Genomic DNA, 20,073 nt, shown 5'->3' with positions numbered 1-20,073 from the left:
GGCGGGAATGTGTTCAGCAGAGAAAACGAACGCGTGGATGCTCTGTCCACAGTGCGACTTAATGGTAAAACTGCCGGCCATTCCCGTTGGCAGCCGAGCGTCCTGTCCGCGCTGCCATACCTCCCTGACCGTCAACTGGTCGGAGCCGCGTAAGCGTCCGACCGGTTACGCGCTGGCCGCGCTATTTATGCTGGTGCTTGCCAATCTGTTTCCGTTTATCACCATGAAAGTCGCCGGGCTGTCCAGTCAGATCAGCCTGATGCAAATCCCGAGGGTGATGGTGGCCGACGATTACGCCAGCCTGGCCACACTGTTCCTGTTGTTTGTCCAGGGAATTCCCGCCTTTTGTATGATCACCATTGTCCTGCTGGTCAATCAGGTGAAAATGCCCGTCAGCCTGAAACTGGGCCTGGCGCGTATCCTTTTTCATATGCGCAACTGGGGAATGGCAGAAATCTTCATGGCCGGGGTGCTGGTTAGTTTCGTCAAGCTCATGGCCTATGGCGAAATTGGCCTCGAAACCAGCTTCTGGCCCTGGTGTCTGTTTTGCCTTTTGCAACTGCGCGCGTTTCAGTGTCTGGATCGCCGCTGGCTGTGGGATCGTATTGAAGCGATGCCGTCTTTACCCCATGCGCCCCAGGCAGGCGTAAGCGGATTAAGCCAGGGCCTGCGCTCCTGTCCGTGCTGCACTGCGGTGTTACCTGTGACACAGCGGGAATGTCCGCGCTGCGGCGTGGTTGCCGATGCCCGCCGTAAACACAGCCTGCAGTGGACACTGGCGCTGCTGATAACCTCCGTTATGCTTTATGTGCCCGCCAATCTGCTGCCGATTATGATTACCGAAACGCTGGGATCGGCGATGCCCTCGAACATCATGGCCGGGGTAATTTTACTTTGGGGCGATGGATCTTATCCGGTCGCGCTGGTGATTTTTATCGCCAGTATTATGGTTCCGTCTCTGAAGATGCTGGCGATTGGCTGGCTGTGCTGGGATGCCAGCGGACGCGGGCAGCGCGACAGCCATAAAATGCACCTGATCTATGAGGTGGTTGAGTTTGTTGGGCGTTGGTCAATGATCGACGTCTTTGTGATTGCCGTGCTCTCCGCGCTGGTGCGTATGGGACAGTTAATGAAAGTGTATCCGGCATGGGGAGCGGTGTTGTTTGCGCTGGTGGTGATTCTGACCATGATTGCAGCAATGACGTTTGACCCGCGCTTAACCTGGGATCGTGCTGGTGAGAAAAATATGAAGGAGCCGCATCTTGACGGAAAATAATCACGGTCATGCCAAAGTGGATCAGATTAAGCGCTGGTCACCGGTATGGATCGTCCCTATTGTCACGCTGTTAATTGGCGGCTGGATTCTGTTTTATCATTTTAGTCATCAGGGACCGGAAGTGACGCTGATCACCGAGAGCGCAGAAGGAATTGAAGCGGGTAAAACCACCATCAAAAGCCGCAGCGTCAATGTCGGTGTGGTCGAGAGTGCCGTCCTCACAGACGATCTCCATCACGTTGAGATTAAAGCCCGACTGAATTCAGGTATGGAAAAGCTGTTGCACAGCGACAGCGTATTTTGGGTCGTTAAGCCGCAGGTCGGTCGCGAAGGCATTACGGGCTTAGGAACGCTGCTGTCTGGTGCCTATATCGAGCTGCAGCCTGGTACCAAAAAAGATCCCCTGGATCAGTACACCTTGCTGGATGCGCCGCCGTTAGCGCCGCCTGATGCGAAGGGCATTCGTATTACACTCGACAGCAAAAAAGCGGGGCAGCTTAACGCTGGCGATCCGGTGCTGTTTCGCGGCTATCGTGTCGGCACCGTTGAAACCAGCAGCTTCGACACCGATAAGCGCATGATGACCTATCAGCTGTTTGTCGCCGCCCCCTACGATCGTCTGGTGACGACGAATGTGCGTTTCTGGAAAGACAGCGGCATCGCGGTGGATATGTCGGCATCAGGCATGCGGGTTGAAATGGGGTCGCTCACCACGCTGTTTAGCGGCGGGGTCAGCTTTGACGTGCCTGACGGCTGGGATTTAGGTAAGGCGGCGCAGAATCAGGCTGAATATCACCTGTTTGACGATCAGCGCAGTATTCAGGATTCACTGTATACCAATCATATCGACTATCTGATGTTCTTCTCTGATTCGATTCGTGGATTGCAGGTGGGCGCGCCGGTTGAATTCCGCGGCATTCGTCTGGGTACCGTTGCGGAGGTGCCGTTCATGAATGCGGGCACTGCGCAGGCGCTAAATAATGACTACCGCGTGCCGGTGTTGATTCGCATTGAACCCGATCGCTTTATTAGCCGTCTGGGTGAAAACTTCGATCTTGAGCAGCATCTGCAGGACGGTAAGAAACGTGGCCTGCGCGGAACGTTGAAAACCGGCAACCTGTTGTCTGGCGCGCTGTTTGTCGATATCGACTTCTATGACAATGCCCCTGCCTATAAAGGGCCAGATAAAGTCGCGGGTTATGAAGTGATCCCGACGGTGAGTGGTGGCCTGAGCCAGATTCAGCAGAAACTGATGGCTGCGCTGGATAAAATTAACGGTCTACCGCTCAACAATATGGTGTCGGAAGCCACCGGAACGCTGAAGGAGAGCCAGAAAACTCTGCGCGATCTGCAACGTACCATCGACAACATTAACGTTGTAACCAGCAGTCCGGCGATGAAAACGCTGCCGGAAGAGACGCAGCAAACGCTACGTGAGCTCAACCGCAGTATGAAAGGCCTGCAGCCTGGCTCACCGGCCTACAGCAAGCTGGTGGGCGATATGCAACGGCTTGATCAGGTGCTGCGCGAACTGCAGCCAGTGCTGAAGACGCTAAATGCCAAAAGTAATGCGTTAGTGTTTGAAGCAAAACCGGGACAGGATCCCCAGCCGAAGAGGGCAAAACAATGAAAAAAGGACTCGTTTTTTTGGCCGCTCTCGCACTGAGTGCCTGTAGCAGCACGGTGAATACCACTTACTATCAGCTGCCCTCAGGGGCGGCCTCGATGCAGGTGATCGGCAGTGAGGCAAATGCACAGCCGACCTTATGGGTACAGCAGGTTGTGGTTCCGGACTATCTGGCGGGTAATGGGCTGGTATATCAAACCAGCGATGTTAAATACGTTATCGCCGCCAATAATTTGTGGGCCAGCCCGCTCGATCAGCAGCTACAGCAAACGATGATAACCAATCTCACCAAAGCGTTACCGGGTCGGCTGGTGACTCAGACGTTAATGGGGCAGGAACATGACACCCTGAACATTACGGTCAACGATTTCCAGGGACGCTATGACGGCAAAGCGGTCATTAGCGGGCAGTGGACGCTGGAACATCAGGGACGCTTCACAAAGCAGGCTTTCAACCTGGTGTTGCCACAGCAGGAAGATGGCTATGATGCCCTTGTCAAAACCCTTGCTCAGGGCTGGCAGCAAATTGCGCAACAGATTGCCCGCAATGTGGCCTCTGAGAATTCGACAGGAACGGGCTTGTAGTTAACCTGTTGTTTCGGTTAGTGCTTATTTTCTGACATAACATCGGGTTTCTATATAAATCATGTGGATAAAGCAATAGGCTTACATCACGAAACAGAAAATTCATGTCCACTTCAGGTCACATTTGTGACATTGGCGTGAATATTGCGCATTGATCTTTTCATACAGAGCGAGTAAAACAAAAGGGTGGCTGAACATTTATTAGTCACCTTTTTCTTTCCACCAGATTCCACAGACCTTACATGAGGGACACGGAGTATGAAGAGACAGAAACGAGACCGCCTTGAGCGCGCCCATTCACGTGGTTATCAAGCAGGTATTACAGGACGCTCTAAAGAGATGTGTCCGTATCAAATGATAGATGCTAAGTCTCACTGGTTGGGAGGTTGGCGACAAGCCATGGAGGACAGGTCGGCTGCTGCTTAGCCGGATGTCACTGAAAAGGGATATAACCTCCGCACTAAGCGGAGGTTTTCGTTTCTGGGGAACGATTAGAACGCTGCGGTATCTTTAAACAGACCGACTTTTAAATCGCTGGCGGTGTAAATCAGATTACCGTCAACCAGCACTTCACCATCTGCAACGCCCATCACCAGTTTACGGTTGATCACACGCTTGAAGTGAATACGGTAGGTGACTTTTTTCGCCTCTGGCAGAACCTGGCCAGTGAATTTAACCTCGCCCACACCCAGCGCACGGCCTTTGCCTTCGCCGCCCAACCAGCCGAGATAGAAGCCAACCAACTGCCACATTGCATCAAGACCCAGGCAGCCGGGCATCACCGGATCGCCAATAAAGTGGCAACCAAAGAACCACAGGTCCGGATTGATATCCAGTTCAGCTTCTACGAAGCCTTTATCGTATTTACCACCGTCTTCGGTCATTTTGACCACGCGGTCCATCATCAGCATATTGCCGGATGGAAGCGGCGGACCATTTTCGCCGAACAGTTCACCGCGACCGGACAGAATCAGGTCTTCTTTGGTATAGGATTCGCGTTTATCTACCATGTTCTTAATATGCCTTCTTTTAGTGAATCACGAATATTAGCGAACAGTTGTACGCTGAGCAAACAGGATTAGCGGTGGTTAAACCAGTTAAGCCAGCGCAGCGGCCAGGATCGCGGTGAGGGCTCAGGCTGATTCATCTGACTGATGCGCTCCTGAATGGTGCGTAGCAGGCATTCGCCTTCGCCGTCTTCCGTATTCCATATTTTCCCCGTAAGCAGCGGCAGCGCTTCATCCGCACTGTCGATCGCCCAGATATGGAAGCGTCCTTCTTCCACCGCGCTCACCACCTGTTGGTTCAGGCTAAGGTGACGAACGTTACAGGCGGGAATAATGACACCCTGCTGACCGGTTAACTCGCGCTGATGGCAGATATCAAAGAATCCTTCAATCTTCTCATTCAGCCCGCCAACCGGTTGCACATTACCAAACTGATCCACCGAGCCCGTAACCGCAATCTGCTGATTCAGTGGCGCACCGGCAAGGGCGCTGATTAATGCGCACAGTTCTGCCAGCGATGCACTGTCGCCGTCAACTTCGGAATAGGATTGTTCAAATACCAGCGAAGCGGAAAAGGGCAGTTGCTGATCCAGCTCCAGTTCAGCAATTAAATAGGCCTGCATAATCATCATGCCTTTCGCATGAATATTGCCGCCTAACTCCGCTTTGCGTTCGACGTCGGTGAATTCACCGTCGCCAGGATGCACCACACAGGTAATACGGCAGGGATCGCCCCAGGCGCGCGGATGACCGGGATATTCCACAACGGACAGGCCGTTTATCTGGCCGACGACCTCACCTTCCGTTTCAACCAAAATCTGTCGTAGCAGGATTTCATCACGCATACGTTCATTAAGGTAGTTTTCACGCCACAGGCGCGCTTCCAGGGCGTCACGCAGCGCTTCAGCACTGAGCGTCTCTCCCATCAACGCGGTCTCGCGCAGTTGGCGCAGCAGCCAGCGAGGGCAGAGCGGAAGCGTATCCTGATCGCCGCTGTAACGTACACCTTCTTTGATGAGTTCGGGCCAGAAGTCTTCGTCGGGTGCAGCAATATCAGCCTGCCCGGCCAGATCGACCGTCCAGCGACACCATGCGAGCATGTCGTCTTCATCCACAATCTGAATATTTTCTTCAAATTCGGTGTAGATCGCCATTTCATGCGCTTCAGCATCCAGCTCCTGAAAATCGGCCAGGGTATCGCGCTCGCCACAGAGCACCAGATTAAGCTTGAGCGGGAGCGGAGGCACGGAAACCGGCAGGGGACGACGTTCGTCCTGGGATTGCCACTCGATGTAGCCTTGCTCAATGCTCTTTTTCAGACGCAGCCACAGCAGCGGCTGAGTGAGTAAAGCACGAAGTGAAAGGACTAACGTTCCGCCATTGGCGCGATGGATCAGCCCTGGCTCAAGTTGGATCCGATCTTTGTGCATCCGCACGCAGCCAAACAGCTGCTCCTGCTCGATCCAGTCAGCATAGTGAATCCCGCCCTGGCTGGTAAAAGGGCGCAGGCTGTCGGTAGGCGGTTGCAACGTGACGTTGTCGGCCAGAATATGGTAGTCACCGCCTGACAGAGTTGATGACTCACCCATAACGCGTTGAGCCGCCTCTGCTATCAGCGCAAGGTATTCACGGTTTTCCTGGCTGCGAACCAGCAGCAGGGGAAGACCCTGACTTTGATGATGTAAGTGGGCCAGCGCGTTCAGCAGTCGGGGCTGTACCGTTGCCAGGGCATCGGTCTCTTCATCAGCGATTCGGGAGAAAACGGATTGATATTGCGTGCTATCCGGCTGTAAGGTTTGCCACGTAAGTTGAGTGCTGGTCAAAATAATCGCATTTGTCTGTTTTGAGAAAAGCGAGATTATACAGGATTCACCCTGCTTAAGCACTGCAGAGTTCATTCAGATGTTGTGACGCTGGCAGCATGTTTTTCGTTGCTGCATCCGGTAAAAAAGCTGTTATTCTTAGTTTGTTACGCGATCACGATGAGATTCCGATGAAATACCAGCAGCTCGAAAATCTTGAAAGTGGATGGAAGTGGAAATACCTGGTGAAAAAACATCGGGAGGGTGAACTGATCACGCGTCACCTTGAACTTAGCGCTGCGCAGGCCGCGGTGGATAAATTACTGGTGATGGAAAATAATCCGGTAGAGATAAACAACTGGATCAGCCAGCATATTCACCCCGACCTCGATAACCGGCTTAAGCAAACTATCCGCGCCCGGCGTAAACGTCACTTCAATGCTGAGCACCAGCACACCCGAAAAAAATCAATCGATCTGGAATATCTGGTCTGGCAGCGACTGGCAGGGCTGGCGCAACGTCGTAACAATACGCTGTCTGAAACCATCGTACAGCTTATTGAAGATGCCGAACGTAAAGAGAAGTATGCCAGTCAGATGTCAACGTTAAAGCAGGATCTGCAGGCAATATTAGGTCATCCAGGGTCTGAAAAAGAGTCCTGAGTTCACGCGAGAGATTACGGATTCAGACTCCGCGATACGGGATGAGCAGCATTGATAAATTCAGGCCAAAAAAAACCCCGCATAAGCGGGGTTTTTTCATAACGGATAACTTAAGCCTGTGGCTGAGTTACCACGTCTTTGATGCCTTTAACGTCGATTTCTACACGACGGTCTGGCGCCAGGCAGTCGATCAGGGCCTTACGACCTTTCACGCTGTCACAGGTGTTGCCAGTCACTGGGTTGGATTCACCCATGCCGCGAGCAGAGATCTTGTTAGCAGGGATACCTTTAGATACCAGGTAATCCACTACTGACTGAGCACGTTTCTCAGACAGTTTCTGGTTGTACTGCTCTGAACCGATGCGATCGGTGAAGCCCAGAACAACAACTGAACCGTCTTTAGGATCCATGGAGCTCAGCTGGCTATACAGCTGATCCAGAGCCTGCTGACCTTCTGGCTTCAGGGTTGACTTGTTGAAGGTGAACAGAACGTCTGATTTCAGAGTGAAACGCTTGGTCTGTACCACTGGTGCTGGAGCTGGTGCTGGAGCCGGAGCTGGCGCAGCAACATCATCCTGACCGAAGCGGTAAGAAACACCCAGGCTCAGCATGCCGTTGTCTGGACGAGCACCAACGGTCTGTGCATCACCGATGTTGTTAACCCACTGGTAATCCAGACGGGTTGCCCAGTTTTTGGTCAGAGCATATTCAACACCAACGGCTGCCAGTGGAGAAACACCGGTGTCGTGGTCGCTGATGCGAGTGCCAGTAGCCAGGTTCTGCTGAGTAGAGTCTGCACGCCATACCATGCCACCCAGGCGGGTATAGATGTCCAGATCGTCTGCGATTGGGTAGCTCAGTTTAGCAGCCAGCTGGATGCCCTGTGCTTTGAATGCGCCGTTAATCTGGTTGCCTTTATTAGGCATGCGGCCTAACCAGTCATAGCCCAGTTCGAAACCCAGGTATGGGTTAGCCTGGTAACCAGCGAACGCGCCTGCGCCCAGTTGGCTTTCATGAGTTGGACCGTCGTTGTTTTGGTAATTGTGACCGTAGTAGCCAGTGTCGTGATACTGAGACCAGCCCAGTTTAGCACCGGTGTACCAGGTGTTATCTTTTGGGGCGGCCTGCGCTACGGTAGCGAAGCCAGCCAGTGCCACTGCAATTGCGATAGCTGTCTTTTTCATTTTGCGCCTCGTTATCATCCAAATAGGCAATGAGCATAAAGGTTGCTCTTGGTTTAATCCTTCGCCGGGTCAAAACGCTCGCTTATGACTCTACCGCAAAAAACGGAGGTTATTGAGCACCCTGGCGAGATAAAGTCTACAACGAGATTGGAAACTTACAAGTGTGATGTGAGGCACTTATGTAAAAAAACAGTGTTTTATACATAAATTCTAACAATTTACCCTGAACTTCTGTGAGGTGCTTACCCCACAAAATGGGGGCTAAGCCGTTGTCATTGCTGGGGGGAGCAGAATCAGTGCCTTAGCCTTAAGCGAGATAAAAAACTGCTTGAGATAAATCTCATTTTTTACTTAATGAAACAAATCAGACTGAATTTTTAGCGAGTTTTCTGGTCTTACTGCCGTTTTGAGGGTTTCACCCGAGCGTAAAATCAGCCCCAACGCCTTTCCTTCCGCTGCTGCACGTTCAAGTTCACGACGTTCGTCCACGTCTAATTCATAAGGAATCCAGGCCAAAACCACGCTGTAATTTCCTGTGCGCAGCGCTTTGATCATCGCTTCAACGGCATTGTAACGTTCAGCATCGGCGATATGCATACTTTTCTCAAGTGGCAAACCGGCTTCCTGCATCCAGACCCGGCTCAACTTGTGCGCGGGGGTTAACCACAGCTGCCAGCGAGACTGCTGGCTTAATTGCTGAAGCAGTGGTAACAGCAGCATCTGCATCATTCCGGGTTGTTCGCTATAGCGTAATTCAGTAATCCAGCCTTTATGAGTAGCCGGAACAGAGGACGAAGCGTAACGGTGAGCAGAGCATACATTACTGGTATGTTGGGTGCGCATAAATTAATCACTCAGCAGTTGACTGTATGGATGTACAGTAATGGCATCCTGGATAAAGATCAACCTGAATTTCTGAAAACGCCTCGCAAAATTTGCATCAGCTTGTCTTTTAACGGATTTATTCATTGAACCTCTAACTGAATTTAATTATCTTCTAACTTCCTGAATAGTAAGATTTTTAGCAGGCTTTTGTTACAAGGAGGTGATGAAATGAAGAAACAGAAGCGGATAATTTTACGCTCAATACAGCAGTTGGCACCGCTGGGCAAAATTGAATCCCGTACCCAGTTCGGTGGCTACGCACTGGCTGTTGAGCGCGTGGTTTTTGCGCTGGTAAAAGAAGACGAACTCTACTTACGTGCCAGTGAAGCATTACGGGAATATGGGGCAAAGCAGCCGCTGGAACCCTTGACATTCCATAAGCGGGGTATTGCGGTAAGCCTCAACTATTTTAAGGTAGACGATCGCCTGTGGGCGCATCCGGAGCATCTGGTTCGCCTTTCTGCTGCGTCTCTGCAAACCGCCCAACGTGAGCACAATGAGCGGCTGGGTAAGGTGCGGTTAAAAGACTTACCAAACGTCAGCCTGCGACTGGAAATGATGCTGCATGAGATAGGTATTTGTACCGTCAAACATCTGCGTGAAACGGGGGCCAGGCAGTGCTGGTTAAGGCTGCGGCGCAATAATCAACACCTCGGCCTTAAAACCTTATTAGCGCTTGAAGGGGCGATTTCCGGCCATCATCATGCGGCGCTGCCACAAACCATTAAAACCGAGTTAGGCGAATGGTATCAGGCCGCACTCAGTACGCCGGAATGTAAAGAAAAAGGCCGTTAGCGCCTGTCCAGCGAGCGTCGCAGGCGCGCAATGTCGGGCATCAGGGCAACCAGCAAGCCCAACTGTTGCAAAACCAGCGGCGCACGCGGATCGGGCTCGGCGGTCAGTTGCGCGATGCGCTGCACCAGCTCAATACGCATTTTCTCTGCCCGGCTGTCGCTGACGACATCCGTCTGCAGCACATCTTCAACATAACATACTGTATCGTCGAGCAGGGCCAGCAGGGCTGGTTGGGTCACTTTGTCGCGATGAGCGCCCAGAGCGGAGATATAGCTCAGGAAGGAGTGATTCAGGCAGAGTAACTGAAATGCCGACTCCCTGAGCTTAGTGCTGGTACGGGGTTCGCTGCTCATATTTGATACCACCGATGCCAGCTCAGCATCGGCGTTGTGGGCGTCACGTCGCGCAATACGATAAGCAAGACGATTGTCTTTGCCCTGATGGTACTGCTCCATGATCGCATCAAGATAACGGCAGTTGGCATTAAGCGTGCGAGTGGCAACGGCCGGAAGCTGACGAAAACGCCAGTCAGGCCAGATAAAGCTCACGGCGAGCCAGGCCAGCGCACAGCCCAGTAAGGTGTCCACTACCCGCGGCAGCGCGACCTCAAATCCCTCACCCAGCAGATTAAAACAGAGCAGAACCAGCAGGGTGATAAACAAGGTGGCATGCGCGTATTGCACCTGGCGGAAAGCAAAGAAGAGTACGCCCGTCACGACAATCAGAAACAGCTGGCCTTCTACTGAGGGCACCAGCCAGAGCAATGGCAACCCAATGGCAATGCCAGCCAGCGTGCCGCCGATGCGCAGTGCCAGCCTGCGCTGGGTCGCGCTGTAGTTGGGCTGGCAAACGAACAGGCTGGTTAACAGAATCCAGTAGCCTCGTTCCAGACCGGTAACCTGAATGAATCCGTACCCGGTGCACATTACCACTGACATTCTGACAGCATGACGGAACAGGGCCGAAGAGGGCGTCAGGTGGCGGCTGAAGCGCAGCTTGATGTCGCTCCAGCCGCTGATCTCTTCACGTGACAGCATGTTGTCGCTGTGCTGCGGATCGTCGGCCAGTGCCTGCTCAGATTCGAGAGAAGCCAGTTGCGCATCAATCGCCTGCAGATTACGTAATAACCAAAACAGGGCCCGGGTATGCGTGGCATCCGGATGGCTATCTTCAAGGCGTTGAATCGCATTATGTAAGCGTTCAAAAACACGCTCAAAACGACTGTCATGTTCCCAGCGTTCGCGCAGTAAAACAGACCGGGCCAGTTGCCGACAGGCCTGAGCCTGCATATTCAGCAGGCGCTGAAAGCGGAACAGAATTTCGTTATAGCGCCAGTTGCCGCGCAGTAAATGATACTGGAGATGAGAAGAGCTGGCGCGTTCGTGGATATCCTGAGCAACAAAATAGTAGTGCAGACTGCGTCGGGTACCACGTGAGCCCCTGTCGCCGCGCAAGCGGCTTTGCAGTGTGGTTTTGGTCAGATTAAGCTGGGCGACCAGCTGGCTGTTCACCATCGCCGCCTCAACAAACGTGGCATCATCCTGCGCATCGGCGTCCGGATCAAACAGGTTAGCTTTGGCGTCCAGGTATTGCGCTAACTGCGAGAAACTGGCTGCCAGCTGCTCCTGAACCGGGCGAACGGGAAACATGACGTGGCCCAACAGCGTCAGCAGGTTATACCAGAGCGCGCCGACCAGCAGCAGGATGGGCTGCAGATACCACTGGGAAAACAGTCCGATGCCCAACATGGTGTAAACGGCAATCAGCAAGGCGCCGAAAGCAATGGTCGCATAGCGCTGCCCGAGAGCGCCCAGCAAAATAAAACCCCAGGTGGAGATCGCCAGACCGATAATAAAGGCCAGCGGATGGGGAAAGAGCAGTTCCACTGAAACCGACGCAACGCAAAAACACAACAGGGTAATCAGCAGATTTTTTAAACGTCCCGCCAGTCGATCATCCAGATCGGCCAGCGCGGCGGCGACCACCCCAAGCGTGAGGGGAATGGTCCATTCAATCTGCTGCAGCACCCAGGGCACTGCTGCACAGCCGGTTAAGGCGAACAGAATCCGCAGCAGGTAACGCCAGGTGCTGTTAAAAAGATACTTACGCCATCCGGACAGAATACTAATAGCGGCGGCGGGCATTGGCATCACGCGCGGCACGCGCCTCTTCCACAGAGACAACCCGACGGCCGACCGGCCACAGTGCAATAGCCGCAATCTTGAAATTCGCGATTCCCACCGGAATACCAATGATGCTGACACACTGCACAATACCGACAGAGATGTGGGACAGGCAGAGCCACCAGCCGAAGAAAATCAGCCAGAAAATATTCAGGAAGGTGCCGCCGGTGTTCATGATGTGACTTTTGCTGTCGGGACGCAGCACATCCACGTGCACCGCCTCATTGCCGAACGGAAGAAACGAGAGTTTGGTGATTTCCCAGCATGAACGCGTCAACGGCAGGGTAAAGATCAGCACAATGCTGATCAGTGTCGCGAACAGCCAACTGAGCGTGGTGAAGAAGCCACCCAATACAAAATTAAGAATATTTAAAACAGTGCGCATAACCGCTTTTCCTTTTGCACTCCGCAAGATATGTCGCAGTTTAGCGTGTTTTAAGGCTGGAGCGTCAAGAGTCTGACAGGTAAACTCCGATTACTCTTTATCTCGGTCGTTGGTGTCGGCGTGGAACTTAAAGCAACATCCATGGGCAAACGGCTTGCCCAGCATCCTTACAATCGTGTTCGCCTGTTGACCGCTGGTGTTGAAGTCAGTGGTGATAAACACGAATATCTGATTCCCTTTAACCAGTTGTCGGACATTACCTGTAAGCGTGGCATGGTCTGGGGAGAGCTCGAGTTTCTGCTGGCGGACAATAAGGTTGTGCGTTTGCATGGCACTGAATGGCAGGAGACACAACGTTTTTATCATTATCTGATGCAGGCATGGCAGGACTGGAGCCATGAGATGAGTGACGTGTGTGCCTCGGTTCTGCAGGGCCTTCGTGCTGAAATTAACGGGTTCAGTGAGCAGGACCGCTGGTTAAAACGCAGTGAGCTGCAGGCGATTAACGATCAAATTCTCAAGCAGTTTGATGCCTTGCCACTCCCGCTGTCACGCATCAACGATTTTGAGTCCTGTCGGGAAAATTGGGCATTTTGCCAACACTGGCTGCAACAGGGCGAGGCCGCAATCCGTCAGCGTAACCGCGACTGGACTGCTGCGATGCTCACGCGTTATCAGGATTTCTTCGCCACGGTTGAGTCCACGCCGCTTAACGGATCTCAGGCTGAAGCCGTGGTAAACGGTGAGGATGCGGTGCTGGTACTGGCGGGCGCGGGCAGTGGCAAAACCTCTGTGCTGGTCGCCCGGGCGGGCTGGTTATTACAACGCCGACTCGCCAGCGCCGATCAGATTCTGCTGTTAGCCTTTGGCCGTCATGCTGCTGAAGAGATGAACGACCGTATCCAGAGCAGGCTACAGGCAACGGATATGCAGGCACGTACTTTTCATTCTCTGGCCCTGCACATTATCCGCGAAGGCAGTAATAAACAGCCTGTCATCAGTAAACTGGAAAGCGACGCCGCCGCGCGCCGGGCATTATTGATCGACAACTGGCGTCAGCAATGCCATGAAAAGAAAGCCCAGGCGAATGGCTGGCGGCAATGGCTGCGTGATGAACTGGCGTGGGAGGTCGGCGAGGGGCCTTTCTGGCAGGACGATCGCCTGGCTGAGCGTCTGGCACCGCGGCTTGAACGCTGGTTAAGCCTGATGCGCATGCACGGTGGTGCACAGGCCGCCATGATCGACGGCGTTCCTGAGGCGCTACGTGAGCTGTTCAGTAAACGCATCAAGCTGATGGCACCGCTGCTGAAGGCCTGGAAAAGCGCACTCAAGGAAGAGGGCGCCGTCGATTTTTCAGGGCTGATTCATCAGGCCGTAGCGATCCTGGAAAAGGGGCGTTTTATCAGCCCATGGAAGCATATTCTGGTCGATGAATTTCAGGATATTTCGCCCCAGCGTGCAGCCTTGCTCAGCGCCCTGCGCCAGCAAAACAAGCGCACTACGCTGTTTGCTGTTGGCGATGACTGGCAGGCGATCTACCGCTTCAGCGGGGCTGAAATGAGCCTCACAACGGCATTTCATCACTATTTTGGTGAGGGCGATCGCTGCGTGCTGGACACGACCTATCGCTTTAACGATCGGATTGGTGAAGTCGCAAATCGCTTCATCCAGCAGAATCCGCATCAGCTGCGCAAACCCTTAAACAGCCTGGTTAAGGGCAATAAAAAATCCATTGCCCTGTTACCGCAGGATCAGTTGGAGCCGTTGCTGAATAAGCTGAGTGGCTACGCAAAACCCCACGAGCGGGTGCTGATACTGGCACGTTACCACTATTTGCGTCCTGACGTGCTGGATAAAGCCAAAACCCGCTGGCCAAAATTAAACATCGATTTTCTGACCATTCATGCCAGTAAGGGCCAGCAGGCAGATTACGTCATTCTGCTGGGGCTTCAGCAAGGTAAAGAAGGCTTTCCGGCGGCGCAGCGCGAGTCCATCATTGAGGAAGGCTTGCTGCCTCAGCCCGAAGCGTTTCCGGATGCGGAAGAGCGGCGGCTGGCCTATGTTGCGTTAACCCGCGCACGCCAGCAGGTCTGGTTGCTGTTTGATAAGCAGCAACCTTCGGTCTTTGTCGAGACCTTCCGCGAGCTGGACGTGCCGGTGCTGCGTAAAGCCTGAGTTATTTCAGGCGATCGGCAAGATAACGTGCATAATCCGGAATACGGACATCGACGGGCTGATCAAACAGCGGCGACTGAATGATAAAATCGGCGGTCGCCCGGTTGGTGGCGACCGGGATATTCCAGACCGTCGCCAGACGAAGCAGCGCTTTGACGTCAGGATCATGAGGAACCGCATTTAGCGGATCCCAAAAAAAGATTAGCGCATCAATTTTGCCCTCGGCAATAAATGCACCAACCTGTTGGTCTCCGCCCATTGGGCCACTCAGCATTGCATTTACGTTCAGGCCGGTGTGACGATTGATGAGATTGCCTGTCGTGCCTGTCGCATAAAGAATATGAGATTCCAGCGCGGGTTGATTACGCGTCACCCAATCCAGCAGAGAGTCTTTGCAGTGGTCATGAGCGACCAGCGCGATATGTTTTTGTTTTCCAAGCGTACGTAAGGTGTATTCCATAACAGCATCCTGATGCAAAGGAGCAAAAACGCCCGTTGCAGCAGTTTACCCTGCGCCATTTCACACTATCAACTTGCCCGCAGCATTTTGACCAGATTGATGAACTGTTGACGAGTGGCCTCATCGAAACGCTGAAACCAGTGCTGAATTGACGGCGTAGTAGTTTCAACCGACCAGGCAAGATCGGCAGTAAGTTGTGCTGATGGGGAAGGGGTGGTGAGATTGGCGAACTGAGGCACCGAAGCCGCTAAGCCCATACGATTGTAACTGACCATCGCTTTTTCAACATCCGCACCAGCCGTAACCGGCAGGCGATCGCGCACGCTAAAGACCTCTTTACCCTTTTCATCAACCAGCCTGAACGCCAGTGAACGGTCAAAGTTATGTCTTTCTCGTGAATTGCTGAGCGGAGGCAGGCGGATAGCGATGCTCCTGGCTTTGGCGGTGAATGTCACGATCATCGGCACAGACTGATAGTACTGAGAAGGAGTTTTGCTGTCACCAGGCGGTTGTTCCACCCGAAACAGGAACTGATGTTGACCCCGATCCAGCTCTAAACTGTCAGCCCCTTTCAGCAGTGAGCCGGAGATCTTGCGACCGTCCAAAACCAGCAACGTGATTTGAGGATCAAGCTTTAGGGTAATAGCAGAGCAGGATGCCGAAACGAGGAGAGCAATGAACCCCGTTACAGCCATTGACAGCTTCATTTCGACTCCGGTTAAAAATGAATGGATGTAGCAAATTCTTACATTATGGCATTAAGTTTACAATTATACATATTTATTCCAGCGAAGCGGCACAATATGTATTTGCAACGCCCCGCGAGTGTGTAAAGGCTCAACTACAATGAAGAGCAGACAGAAAGGAGAAGCCCATGAATGATCAGACTATTCGCGACGTATTGACCCGCACAAAACGTATTGCGTTGGTAGGCGCCAGCGATCGCCCCGAACGCCCCAGCTATGGGGTAATGAAGTATTTGCTCGATCAGGGTTATGAAGTGATTCCGGTCAGTCCTAAGCTTGCAGGTCAGACTCTGCTGGGACAAACCGCGTATGGTTCGCTGGCAGAAGTCCCCGGAAAAATTGACATGGTCGATGTGTTCCGCAATTCGGAAGCGGCATGGGGCGTCGCGCAGGAAGCCATTGCGGTCGGTGCGGATACGCTCTGGTTACAGTTGGGCGTGATTAATGAGCAGGCTGCCGTGCTGGCGCAGGATGCGGGCATGACGGTCGTGATGGATCGCTGCCCGAAAATTGAAATCCCGCGACTGGGAATGGGGCAATAACAATAGCGGCGGCAAACAGATTGCCGCCCACTGTTAGTGACGCAAATGCGGTGCCTGGAGCTGCTGACGTACCGATGCGGCCAGTTCATCCATAGAGGGTTGCTCTGGATGTTCAGGGCTGGTTTCACCGGCAAGTTGAATTTCGGCGACGTAGGTATGGACCTGACTGCCTTCTTCATCTTCCATGACCACGTGATACCAGGGCGCGCTGCGCAACGTGTCAGTTGCCCCGATCTCGTCCAGCTGTGGCTCATCTAACGCATATTCAGGATCGACATCGACAATCACACCCAGCACGCCGGATAACCGATGACGAACCTGCTGACCAATACCAAATTTACTGGCAATCATGATGACCTCCGAAAAAACTGTCCTGCATAAGAGATGGGGGCAAAGACAGTTTTTTCAAGTTACATGACGCGACAGGCAAAACCTTTCAGGTAAAGACCTTCGGGGTAGGTGGCGATCACAGGATGATCGGCAGCCTGGCGGAATTGCTCAACGAACTGGACGTCACGGCCTGCATCCAGCGCGGCATCCGCAATAATTTTCTGGAACAGGTCTGTTGCCATCAAGCCTGAACAGGAGAAGGTCAGTAACATCCCGCCTGGATTCAGCAACTGAATGGCCAGCATGTTAATGTCTTTATAGCCACGGCAGGCGCCCATCAGCTGGCTTTTGTTCTCAACAAATTTGGGCGGATCCATAATGATCAGATCGAATTTCTCACCCTCATCGCGGTAGCGGCGGAGTAGCTTAAAGACGTCATCGCGCTGAAACCGGGCACGGGACAGATCTAAACCGTTCAGTTCGACGTTTTGACGTGCCACATCCAGGGCATCCTGCGACGTATCAACGCTAATCACTTCTTTACAGCCGCCGATCAATGCCGAAACGGCAAAGCCTCCGGTATAAGAAAAGCAGTTCAGCACGCGCGCGTCTTTGGCATAGCGGCGTGTGGCATAGCGGCTGTCTCGCTGATCAAGGTAGTAGCCCGTTTTATGTCCGCCCTGGATATCTACCAGCAGCTTCATATCGTGCTCTGTGATCGGCAATAGCGCGGGAGGCTGTTCACCGGTTACGGTTCCCTGGGTCAGTTCCAGACCTTCTTTTTTACGTACTGCGACATCTGAGCGATCGTAGATAGCGCAATCCGGAAAACACTGCTGCAAGGCGGAGATAATGGCGGGCCGCTGATACTCCGCGCCGGCAGACAGCAGTTGCAGCACCAGAAACTGACCAAAGCGATCGATAGTCACGCCTGGCAGGCCGTCGGACTCCCCGGCAATCAGACGATAGCTGTCCAGGCCGTCGCGTGCAGCCAGCCAGTCGCGCCAGATTTGTGCCTGCTGAAAACGGCGGACAAAAAAAGCGATATCGACAGATTCGTCCTGCTGCCAGCTCCAGACGCGAGCGCGAATTTGTGACTGAGGTGAATAAGCGGCACGCGCCAGCCATTTACCGTTGCTGTCACAAACATCAATGGTTTCCCCTTGTTGGGCTTTCCCTTCAAGGCGGGCGACGGCCCCAGAGAAAACCCAGGGATGACGACGGAGCAGGGACTTTTCACGTCCCTTGGCGAGAATCAATCGAACTGTCATAGTTTGCTATGCTTACCTGAAAAAATGAGGCGCTATTGTCCAGTGGATAACGGCAAATTGCAACGAACAGCGGGAGAGGACCATGGCGAGCATGTGTTACAAAGCCTTGGTGCAGGGCACCGTGCAGGGCGTGGGTTTTCGCTACAGCACACAGGCGAAAGCCAACGCGCTCGGTGTGCAGGGTTATGCGCGTAATCTTGATGATGGCCGGGTTGAGGTGCTCGCCTGCGGTGAGGCAGAGCAGGTCGAGGCGTTAATCGCATGGTTAAAAGCCGGTGGGCCGCGCACGGCCCATGTGGAAAAGGTGCTGCTGGAGCCGCATCAGCCCGGCGACTTCCCCCGCAGCTTTACCACCGGTTAATTAAAGACATTTGGCAGGCTTGGGCAGGCCAGCAATTTTTGTCGCCTGTTTGGCGGGCCCTTCAGGAAACAGCCGAAACAGGTAGCGGCTGTTACCTTTCTCTTCGCCATACTTTTTCGCCATCGCCTTCACCAGCATACGTACGGCGGGAGAAGTATTAAATTCCAGGTAAAAGTCACGGACAAAGCGCACGACTTCCCAGTGGGCTTCCGTCATTACGATGGCCTCGTTGTCAGCAATCTGCTGTGCCAGCTCCTCGCTCCAGTCCTGGTGGTTTTTCAAATAGCCTTCGGCATCCACAGCTATTTCGTCACCCTTATAGTTCATAACGCGTCCTCATTATCATTCGGGCTGCAGTTTAGCAAAATGGCACCGCAGAAAAAGCAAAAACCCCGCCTGAGCGGGGTTCGTATCGCGCCAGCGGCGTCGATTAATTACTGCGGGAAAAACCCAGGATGCTTAACAGGCTAACAAAGATGTTATACAGGGAAACATACAGGCTTACTGTGGCACGAATATAGTTAGTTTCGCCGCCATGAATAATGTTGCTGGTTTCCCACAGAATGGCGCCAGCAGAGAACAGGATAAACAGGGCGCTAATCGCCAGGTGAAGAGCAGGCAACTGCAGGAACAGGTTAGCCACCACGGCCACCAGTAACACCACGAAGCCCGCCATCATCATGCCGCCCAGGAATGACATGTCACGACCTGTTGTCAGCACATAGGCGGAGCAGCAGAAGAACACCAGCGCTGTACCGCCTAACGCCAACGCGATCACATCGCCCATTCCTGCCGTCAGGAAAGAACTTAAGATTGGCCCCAGGCAGTAACCCAAAAAGCCCGTAAAGGCGAAGGCGGCTAAAATCCCCATTGGGCTGTCAGCCAGGCGATAGGTCAGAAACATCAGACCGTAGAAGCCCACCAGCATCAAAATTAAACCGGGTGCCGGTAATGCCAGAAGTGTACTTGCCGTGGCGGTCACCGCTGAGAAGGCGAGCGTCAGGCCCAGCAGAAAATAGGTGTTACGCAGCACTTTGTGCGTGCTGAGTAATGACTGTCGCGATGATGAAGAAACTATTCTGTCCATGTTGCGCTCCTGTAAGGCAGAACACCAAATATGCTCTGAGAATACGCAGCCCTATAAAGAGGGAAAAGCCGTTTTACCCTTCTTTACGCGTTAAGGTGTTAATTCTTTGAGCAGAATGGCGATTTAGCCAACGAATAACGCGAATTTGGCTGTTTTTCACGCGAACGGATTATCGCAGGCTTTACATCTCCAGAGGGGATGTTTATAGTGCGCGTCATTGCGGAGGGGTGGCCGAGCGGCTTAAGGCAGCGGTCTTGAAAACCGCCGATGGGAAACCATCCGAGAGTTCGAATCTCTCCTCCTCCGCCACTTCATTGCCAGCAGGCATGAAGAGGCAAGACAGCATAATATCATCTTGCCTTTGCAGTAGTGTTACAACCCGGAGGGATGGCCGAGCGGCTTAAGGCAGCGGTCTTGAAAACCGCCGATGGGAAACCATCCGAGAGTTCGAATCTCTCTTCCTCCGCCACATTTTACAGGCCAGCACAGTGTGCTGGCCTGTTTCGTTTTGTTTTCTCTTCTCACGCCCGTTTAAAATTCTTCCTGCTTTTCAGCGGACTGCGCGGTTTTGAACGGCATCTGGCATCTCTGCTATAGTCCATTAATTGTTTTTGCTGTTGCCTGGCGCTTTTCAGGGGCAAGCTGAGTTACACTATTCGCCACGTCGCTCTGATGCGAGCTAATCGGTTGATAGCCAGAGTGTTTTTTTAC

21 protein-coding genes and 2 tRNA genes are annotated in these 20,073 nt (G+C 53.1%); 11 read left to right on the top strand and 12 right to left on the bottom strand.

The features are described 5' to 3' along the window. Positions 1 to 7 precede the first annotated feature (7 nt). From pqiA to rmf, 4 genes are all read left to right on the top strand, one after another. Complete coding sequence (pqiA, locus tag AAIE03_RS10825; protein WP_014593348.1) at positions 8 to 1,276, top strand: membrane integrity-associated transporter subunit PqiA; 1,269 nt, start codon at positions 8 to 10, stop codon at positions 1,274 to 1,276. Further along, positions 1,263 to 2,906, top strand: a complete 1,644-nt coding sequence (gene pqiB / locus AAIE03_RS10820) for an intermembrane transport protein PqiB (protein ID WP_014606176.1) — start codon at positions 1,263 to 1,265, stop codon at positions 2,904 to 2,906. Before pqiA ends, pqiB begins: the two co-directional genes overlap by 14 nt. After that, on the top strand, positions 2,903 to 3,487 hold the full coding sequence (gene pqiC, locus AAIE03_RS10815) for a membrane integrity-associated transporter subunit PqiC (RefSeq protein WP_013025274.1): 585 nt from the start codon (positions 2,903 to 2,905) through the stop codon (positions 3,485 to 3,487). Before pqiB ends, pqiC begins: the two co-directional genes overlap by 4 nt. Positions 3,488 to 3,745: 258 nt before the next feature. Beyond that, positions 3,746 to 3,913 (top strand): ribosome modulation factor, encoded by a 168-nt coding sequence (gene rmf, locus AAIE03_RS10810; protein WP_006118662.1) that lies wholly within the window; start codon positions 3,746 to 3,748, stop codon positions 3,911 to 3,913. Between the two features lie 65 nt (positions 3,914 to 3,978). On the opposite strand, the gene fabA is transcribed toward rmf, so the two are convergent. Together fabA and AAIE03_RS10800 are read right to left on the bottom strand one after the other, a co-directional pair. Then, a complete protein-coding gene (gene fabA, locus AAIE03_RS10805; RefSeq protein WP_008925876.1) occupies positions 3,979 to 4,497 on the bottom strand; it encodes a bifunctional 3-hydroxydecanoyl-ACP dehydratase/trans-2-decenoyl-ACP isomerase in 519 nt (172 codons plus the stop codon). Between the two features lie 68 nt (positions 4,498 to 4,565). Further along, positions 4,566 to 6,392 carry an AAA family ATPase gene (locus AAIE03_RS10800; RefSeq protein ID WP_014593350.1) on the bottom strand — a complete coding sequence of 609 codons (1,827 nt, stop codon included), beginning with the start codon at positions 6,390 to 6,392 and terminating at the stop codon, positions 4,566 to 4,568. A 95-nt stretch (positions 6,393 to 6,487) separates the two neighbouring features. On the opposite strand from AAIE03_RS10800, the gene matP reads away from it, so the two are divergent. Continuing rightward, entirely contained in the window at positions 6,488 to 6,958 is a 471-nt protein-coding gene (gene matP / locus AAIE03_RS10795; RefSeq protein WP_014606174.1) for a macrodomain Ter protein MatP, read from the top strand. Positions 6,959 to 7,068: 110 nt separating this feature from the next. Here matP and ompA read toward each other — a convergent pair whose 3' ends face one another. Both ompA and sulA read right to left on the bottom strand, forming a co-directional pair. Further along, entirely contained in the window at positions 7,069 to 8,142 is a 1,074-nt protein-coding gene (gene ompA, locus AAIE03_RS10790) for a porin OmpA (RefSeq protein WP_024470942.1), read from the bottom strand. Between the two features lie 351 nt (positions 8,143 to 8,493). Continuing rightward, positions 8,494 to 8,985: an SOS-induced cell division inhibitor SulA gene (gene sulA, locus AAIE03_RS10785; RefSeq protein WP_013025278.1), complete on the bottom strand. Its 492-nt coding sequence runs from the start codon at positions 8,983 to 8,985 to the stop codon at positions 8,494 to 8,496. Between the two features lie 210 nt (positions 8,986 to 9,195). Between sulA and AAIE03_RS10780 the strand changes: the two genes are divergently transcribed. After that, the gene (locus AAIE03_RS10780; protein WP_014593353.1) at positions 9,196 to 9,822 is read left to right on the top strand and encodes a TfoX/Sxy family DNA transformation protein; all 627 of its coding nucleotides are present in this window, start codon (positions 9,196 to 9,198) and stop codon (positions 9,820 to 9,822) included. Here the strand turns inward: AAIE03_RS10780 and yccS are convergent. Together yccS and AAIE03_RS10770 are read right to left on the bottom strand one after the other, a co-directional pair. Further along, positions 9,819 to 11,966 carry a YccS family putative transporter gene (yccS, locus tag AAIE03_RS10775; RefSeq protein WP_015700635.1) on the bottom strand — a complete coding sequence of 716 codons (2,148 nt, stop codon included), beginning with the start codon at positions 11,964 to 11,966 and terminating at the stop codon, positions 9,819 to 9,821. The genes AAIE03_RS10780 and yccS overlap by 4 nt on opposite strands. Further along, positions 11,947 to 12,390 (bottom strand): YccF domain-containing protein, encoded by a 444-nt coding sequence (locus AAIE03_RS10770; RefSeq protein ID WP_014606171.1) that lies wholly within the window; start codon positions 12,388 to 12,390, stop codon positions 11,947 to 11,949. The genes yccS and AAIE03_RS10770 overlap by 20 nt, the downstream gene beginning before the upstream one ends. A 120-nt stretch (positions 12,391 to 12,510) precedes the next feature. Between AAIE03_RS10770 and helD the strand changes: the two genes are divergently transcribed. Further along, positions 12,511 to 14,565, top strand: coding sequence for a DNA helicase IV (gene helD / locus AAIE03_RS10765; protein WP_026021042.1), 2,055 nt, complete (start codon positions 12,511 to 12,513; stop codon positions 14,563 to 14,565). 1 nt (position 14,566) lies between these two features. Here helD and mgsA read toward each other — a convergent pair whose 3' ends face one another. Both mgsA and AAIE03_RS10755 read right to left on the bottom strand, forming a co-directional pair. Then, entirely contained in the window at positions 14,567 to 15,025 is a 459-nt protein-coding gene (mgsA, locus tag AAIE03_RS10760) for a methylglyoxal synthase (protein WP_014606169.1), read from the bottom strand. Between the two features lie 68 nt (positions 15,026 to 15,093). Further along, positions 15,094 to 15,732 (bottom strand): YccT family protein, encoded by a 639-nt coding sequence (locus tag AAIE03_RS10755; protein ID WP_019106204.1) that lies wholly within the window; start codon positions 15,730 to 15,732, stop codon positions 15,094 to 15,096. 167 nt (positions 15,733 to 15,899) lie between these two features. Between AAIE03_RS10755 and AAIE03_RS10750 the strand changes: the two genes are divergently transcribed. Beyond that, positions 15,900 to 16,313: a CoA-binding protein gene (locus AAIE03_RS10750; protein ID WP_013025285.1), complete on the top strand. Its 414-nt coding sequence runs from the start codon at positions 15,900 to 15,902 to the stop codon at positions 16,311 to 16,313. Positions 16,314 to 16,346: 33 nt separating this feature from the next. On the opposite strand, the gene hspQ is transcribed toward AAIE03_RS10750, so the two are convergent. Both hspQ and rlmI read right to left on the bottom strand, forming a co-directional pair. After that, positions 16,347 to 16,664, bottom strand: coding sequence for a heat shock protein HspQ (gene hspQ / locus AAIE03_RS10745; protein WP_014606167.1), 318 nt, complete (start codon positions 16,662 to 16,664; stop codon positions 16,347 to 16,349). A 59-nt stretch (positions 16,665 to 16,723) separates the two neighbouring features. After that, positions 16,724 to 17,914, bottom strand: a complete 1,191-nt coding sequence (rlmI, locus tag AAIE03_RS10740; protein WP_013025287.1) for a 23S rRNA (cytosine(1962)-C(5))-methyltransferase RlmI — start codon at positions 17,912 to 17,914, stop codon at positions 16,724 to 16,726. 82 nt (positions 17,915 to 17,996) lie between these two features. Between rlmI and yccX the strand changes: the two genes are divergently transcribed. Beyond that, positions 17,997 to 18,275, top strand: coding sequence for an acylphosphatase (gene yccX / locus AAIE03_RS10735; protein ID WP_019106205.1), 279 nt, complete (start codon positions 17,997 to 17,999; stop codon positions 18,273 to 18,275). On the opposite strand, the gene tusE is transcribed toward yccX, so the two are convergent. Continuing rightward, complete coding sequence (tusE, locus tag AAIE03_RS10730; RefSeq protein ID WP_013025289.1) at positions 18,276 to 18,602, bottom strand: sulfurtransferase TusE; 327 nt, start codon at positions 18,600 to 18,602, stop codon at positions 18,276 to 18,278. Positions 18,603 to 18,705: 103 nt separating this feature from the next. Next, positions 18,706 to 19,362 (bottom strand): FtsH protease modulator YccA, encoded by a 657-nt coding sequence (gene yccA / locus AAIE03_RS10725; RefSeq protein ID WP_014606165.1) that lies wholly within the window; start codon positions 19,360 to 19,362, stop codon positions 18,706 to 18,708. A gap of 221 nt (positions 19,363 to 19,583) precedes the next feature. On the opposite strand from yccA, the gene AAIE03_RS10720 reads away from it, so the two are divergent. Continuing rightward, positions 19,584 to 19,671: transfer RNA gene (locus tag AAIE03_RS10720), tRNA-Ser, on the top strand. A gap of 72 nt (positions 19,672 to 19,743) precedes the next feature. Continuing rightward, positions 19,744 to 19,831 (top strand) — tRNA-Ser (locus tag AAIE03_RS10715). Positions 19,832 to 20,073: the final 242 nt, after the last annotated feature.

Source organism: Pantoea sp. Ae19-2 (assembly GCF_059801205.1).
This window is presented reverse-complemented; position numbering and strand designations above follow the sequence as displayed.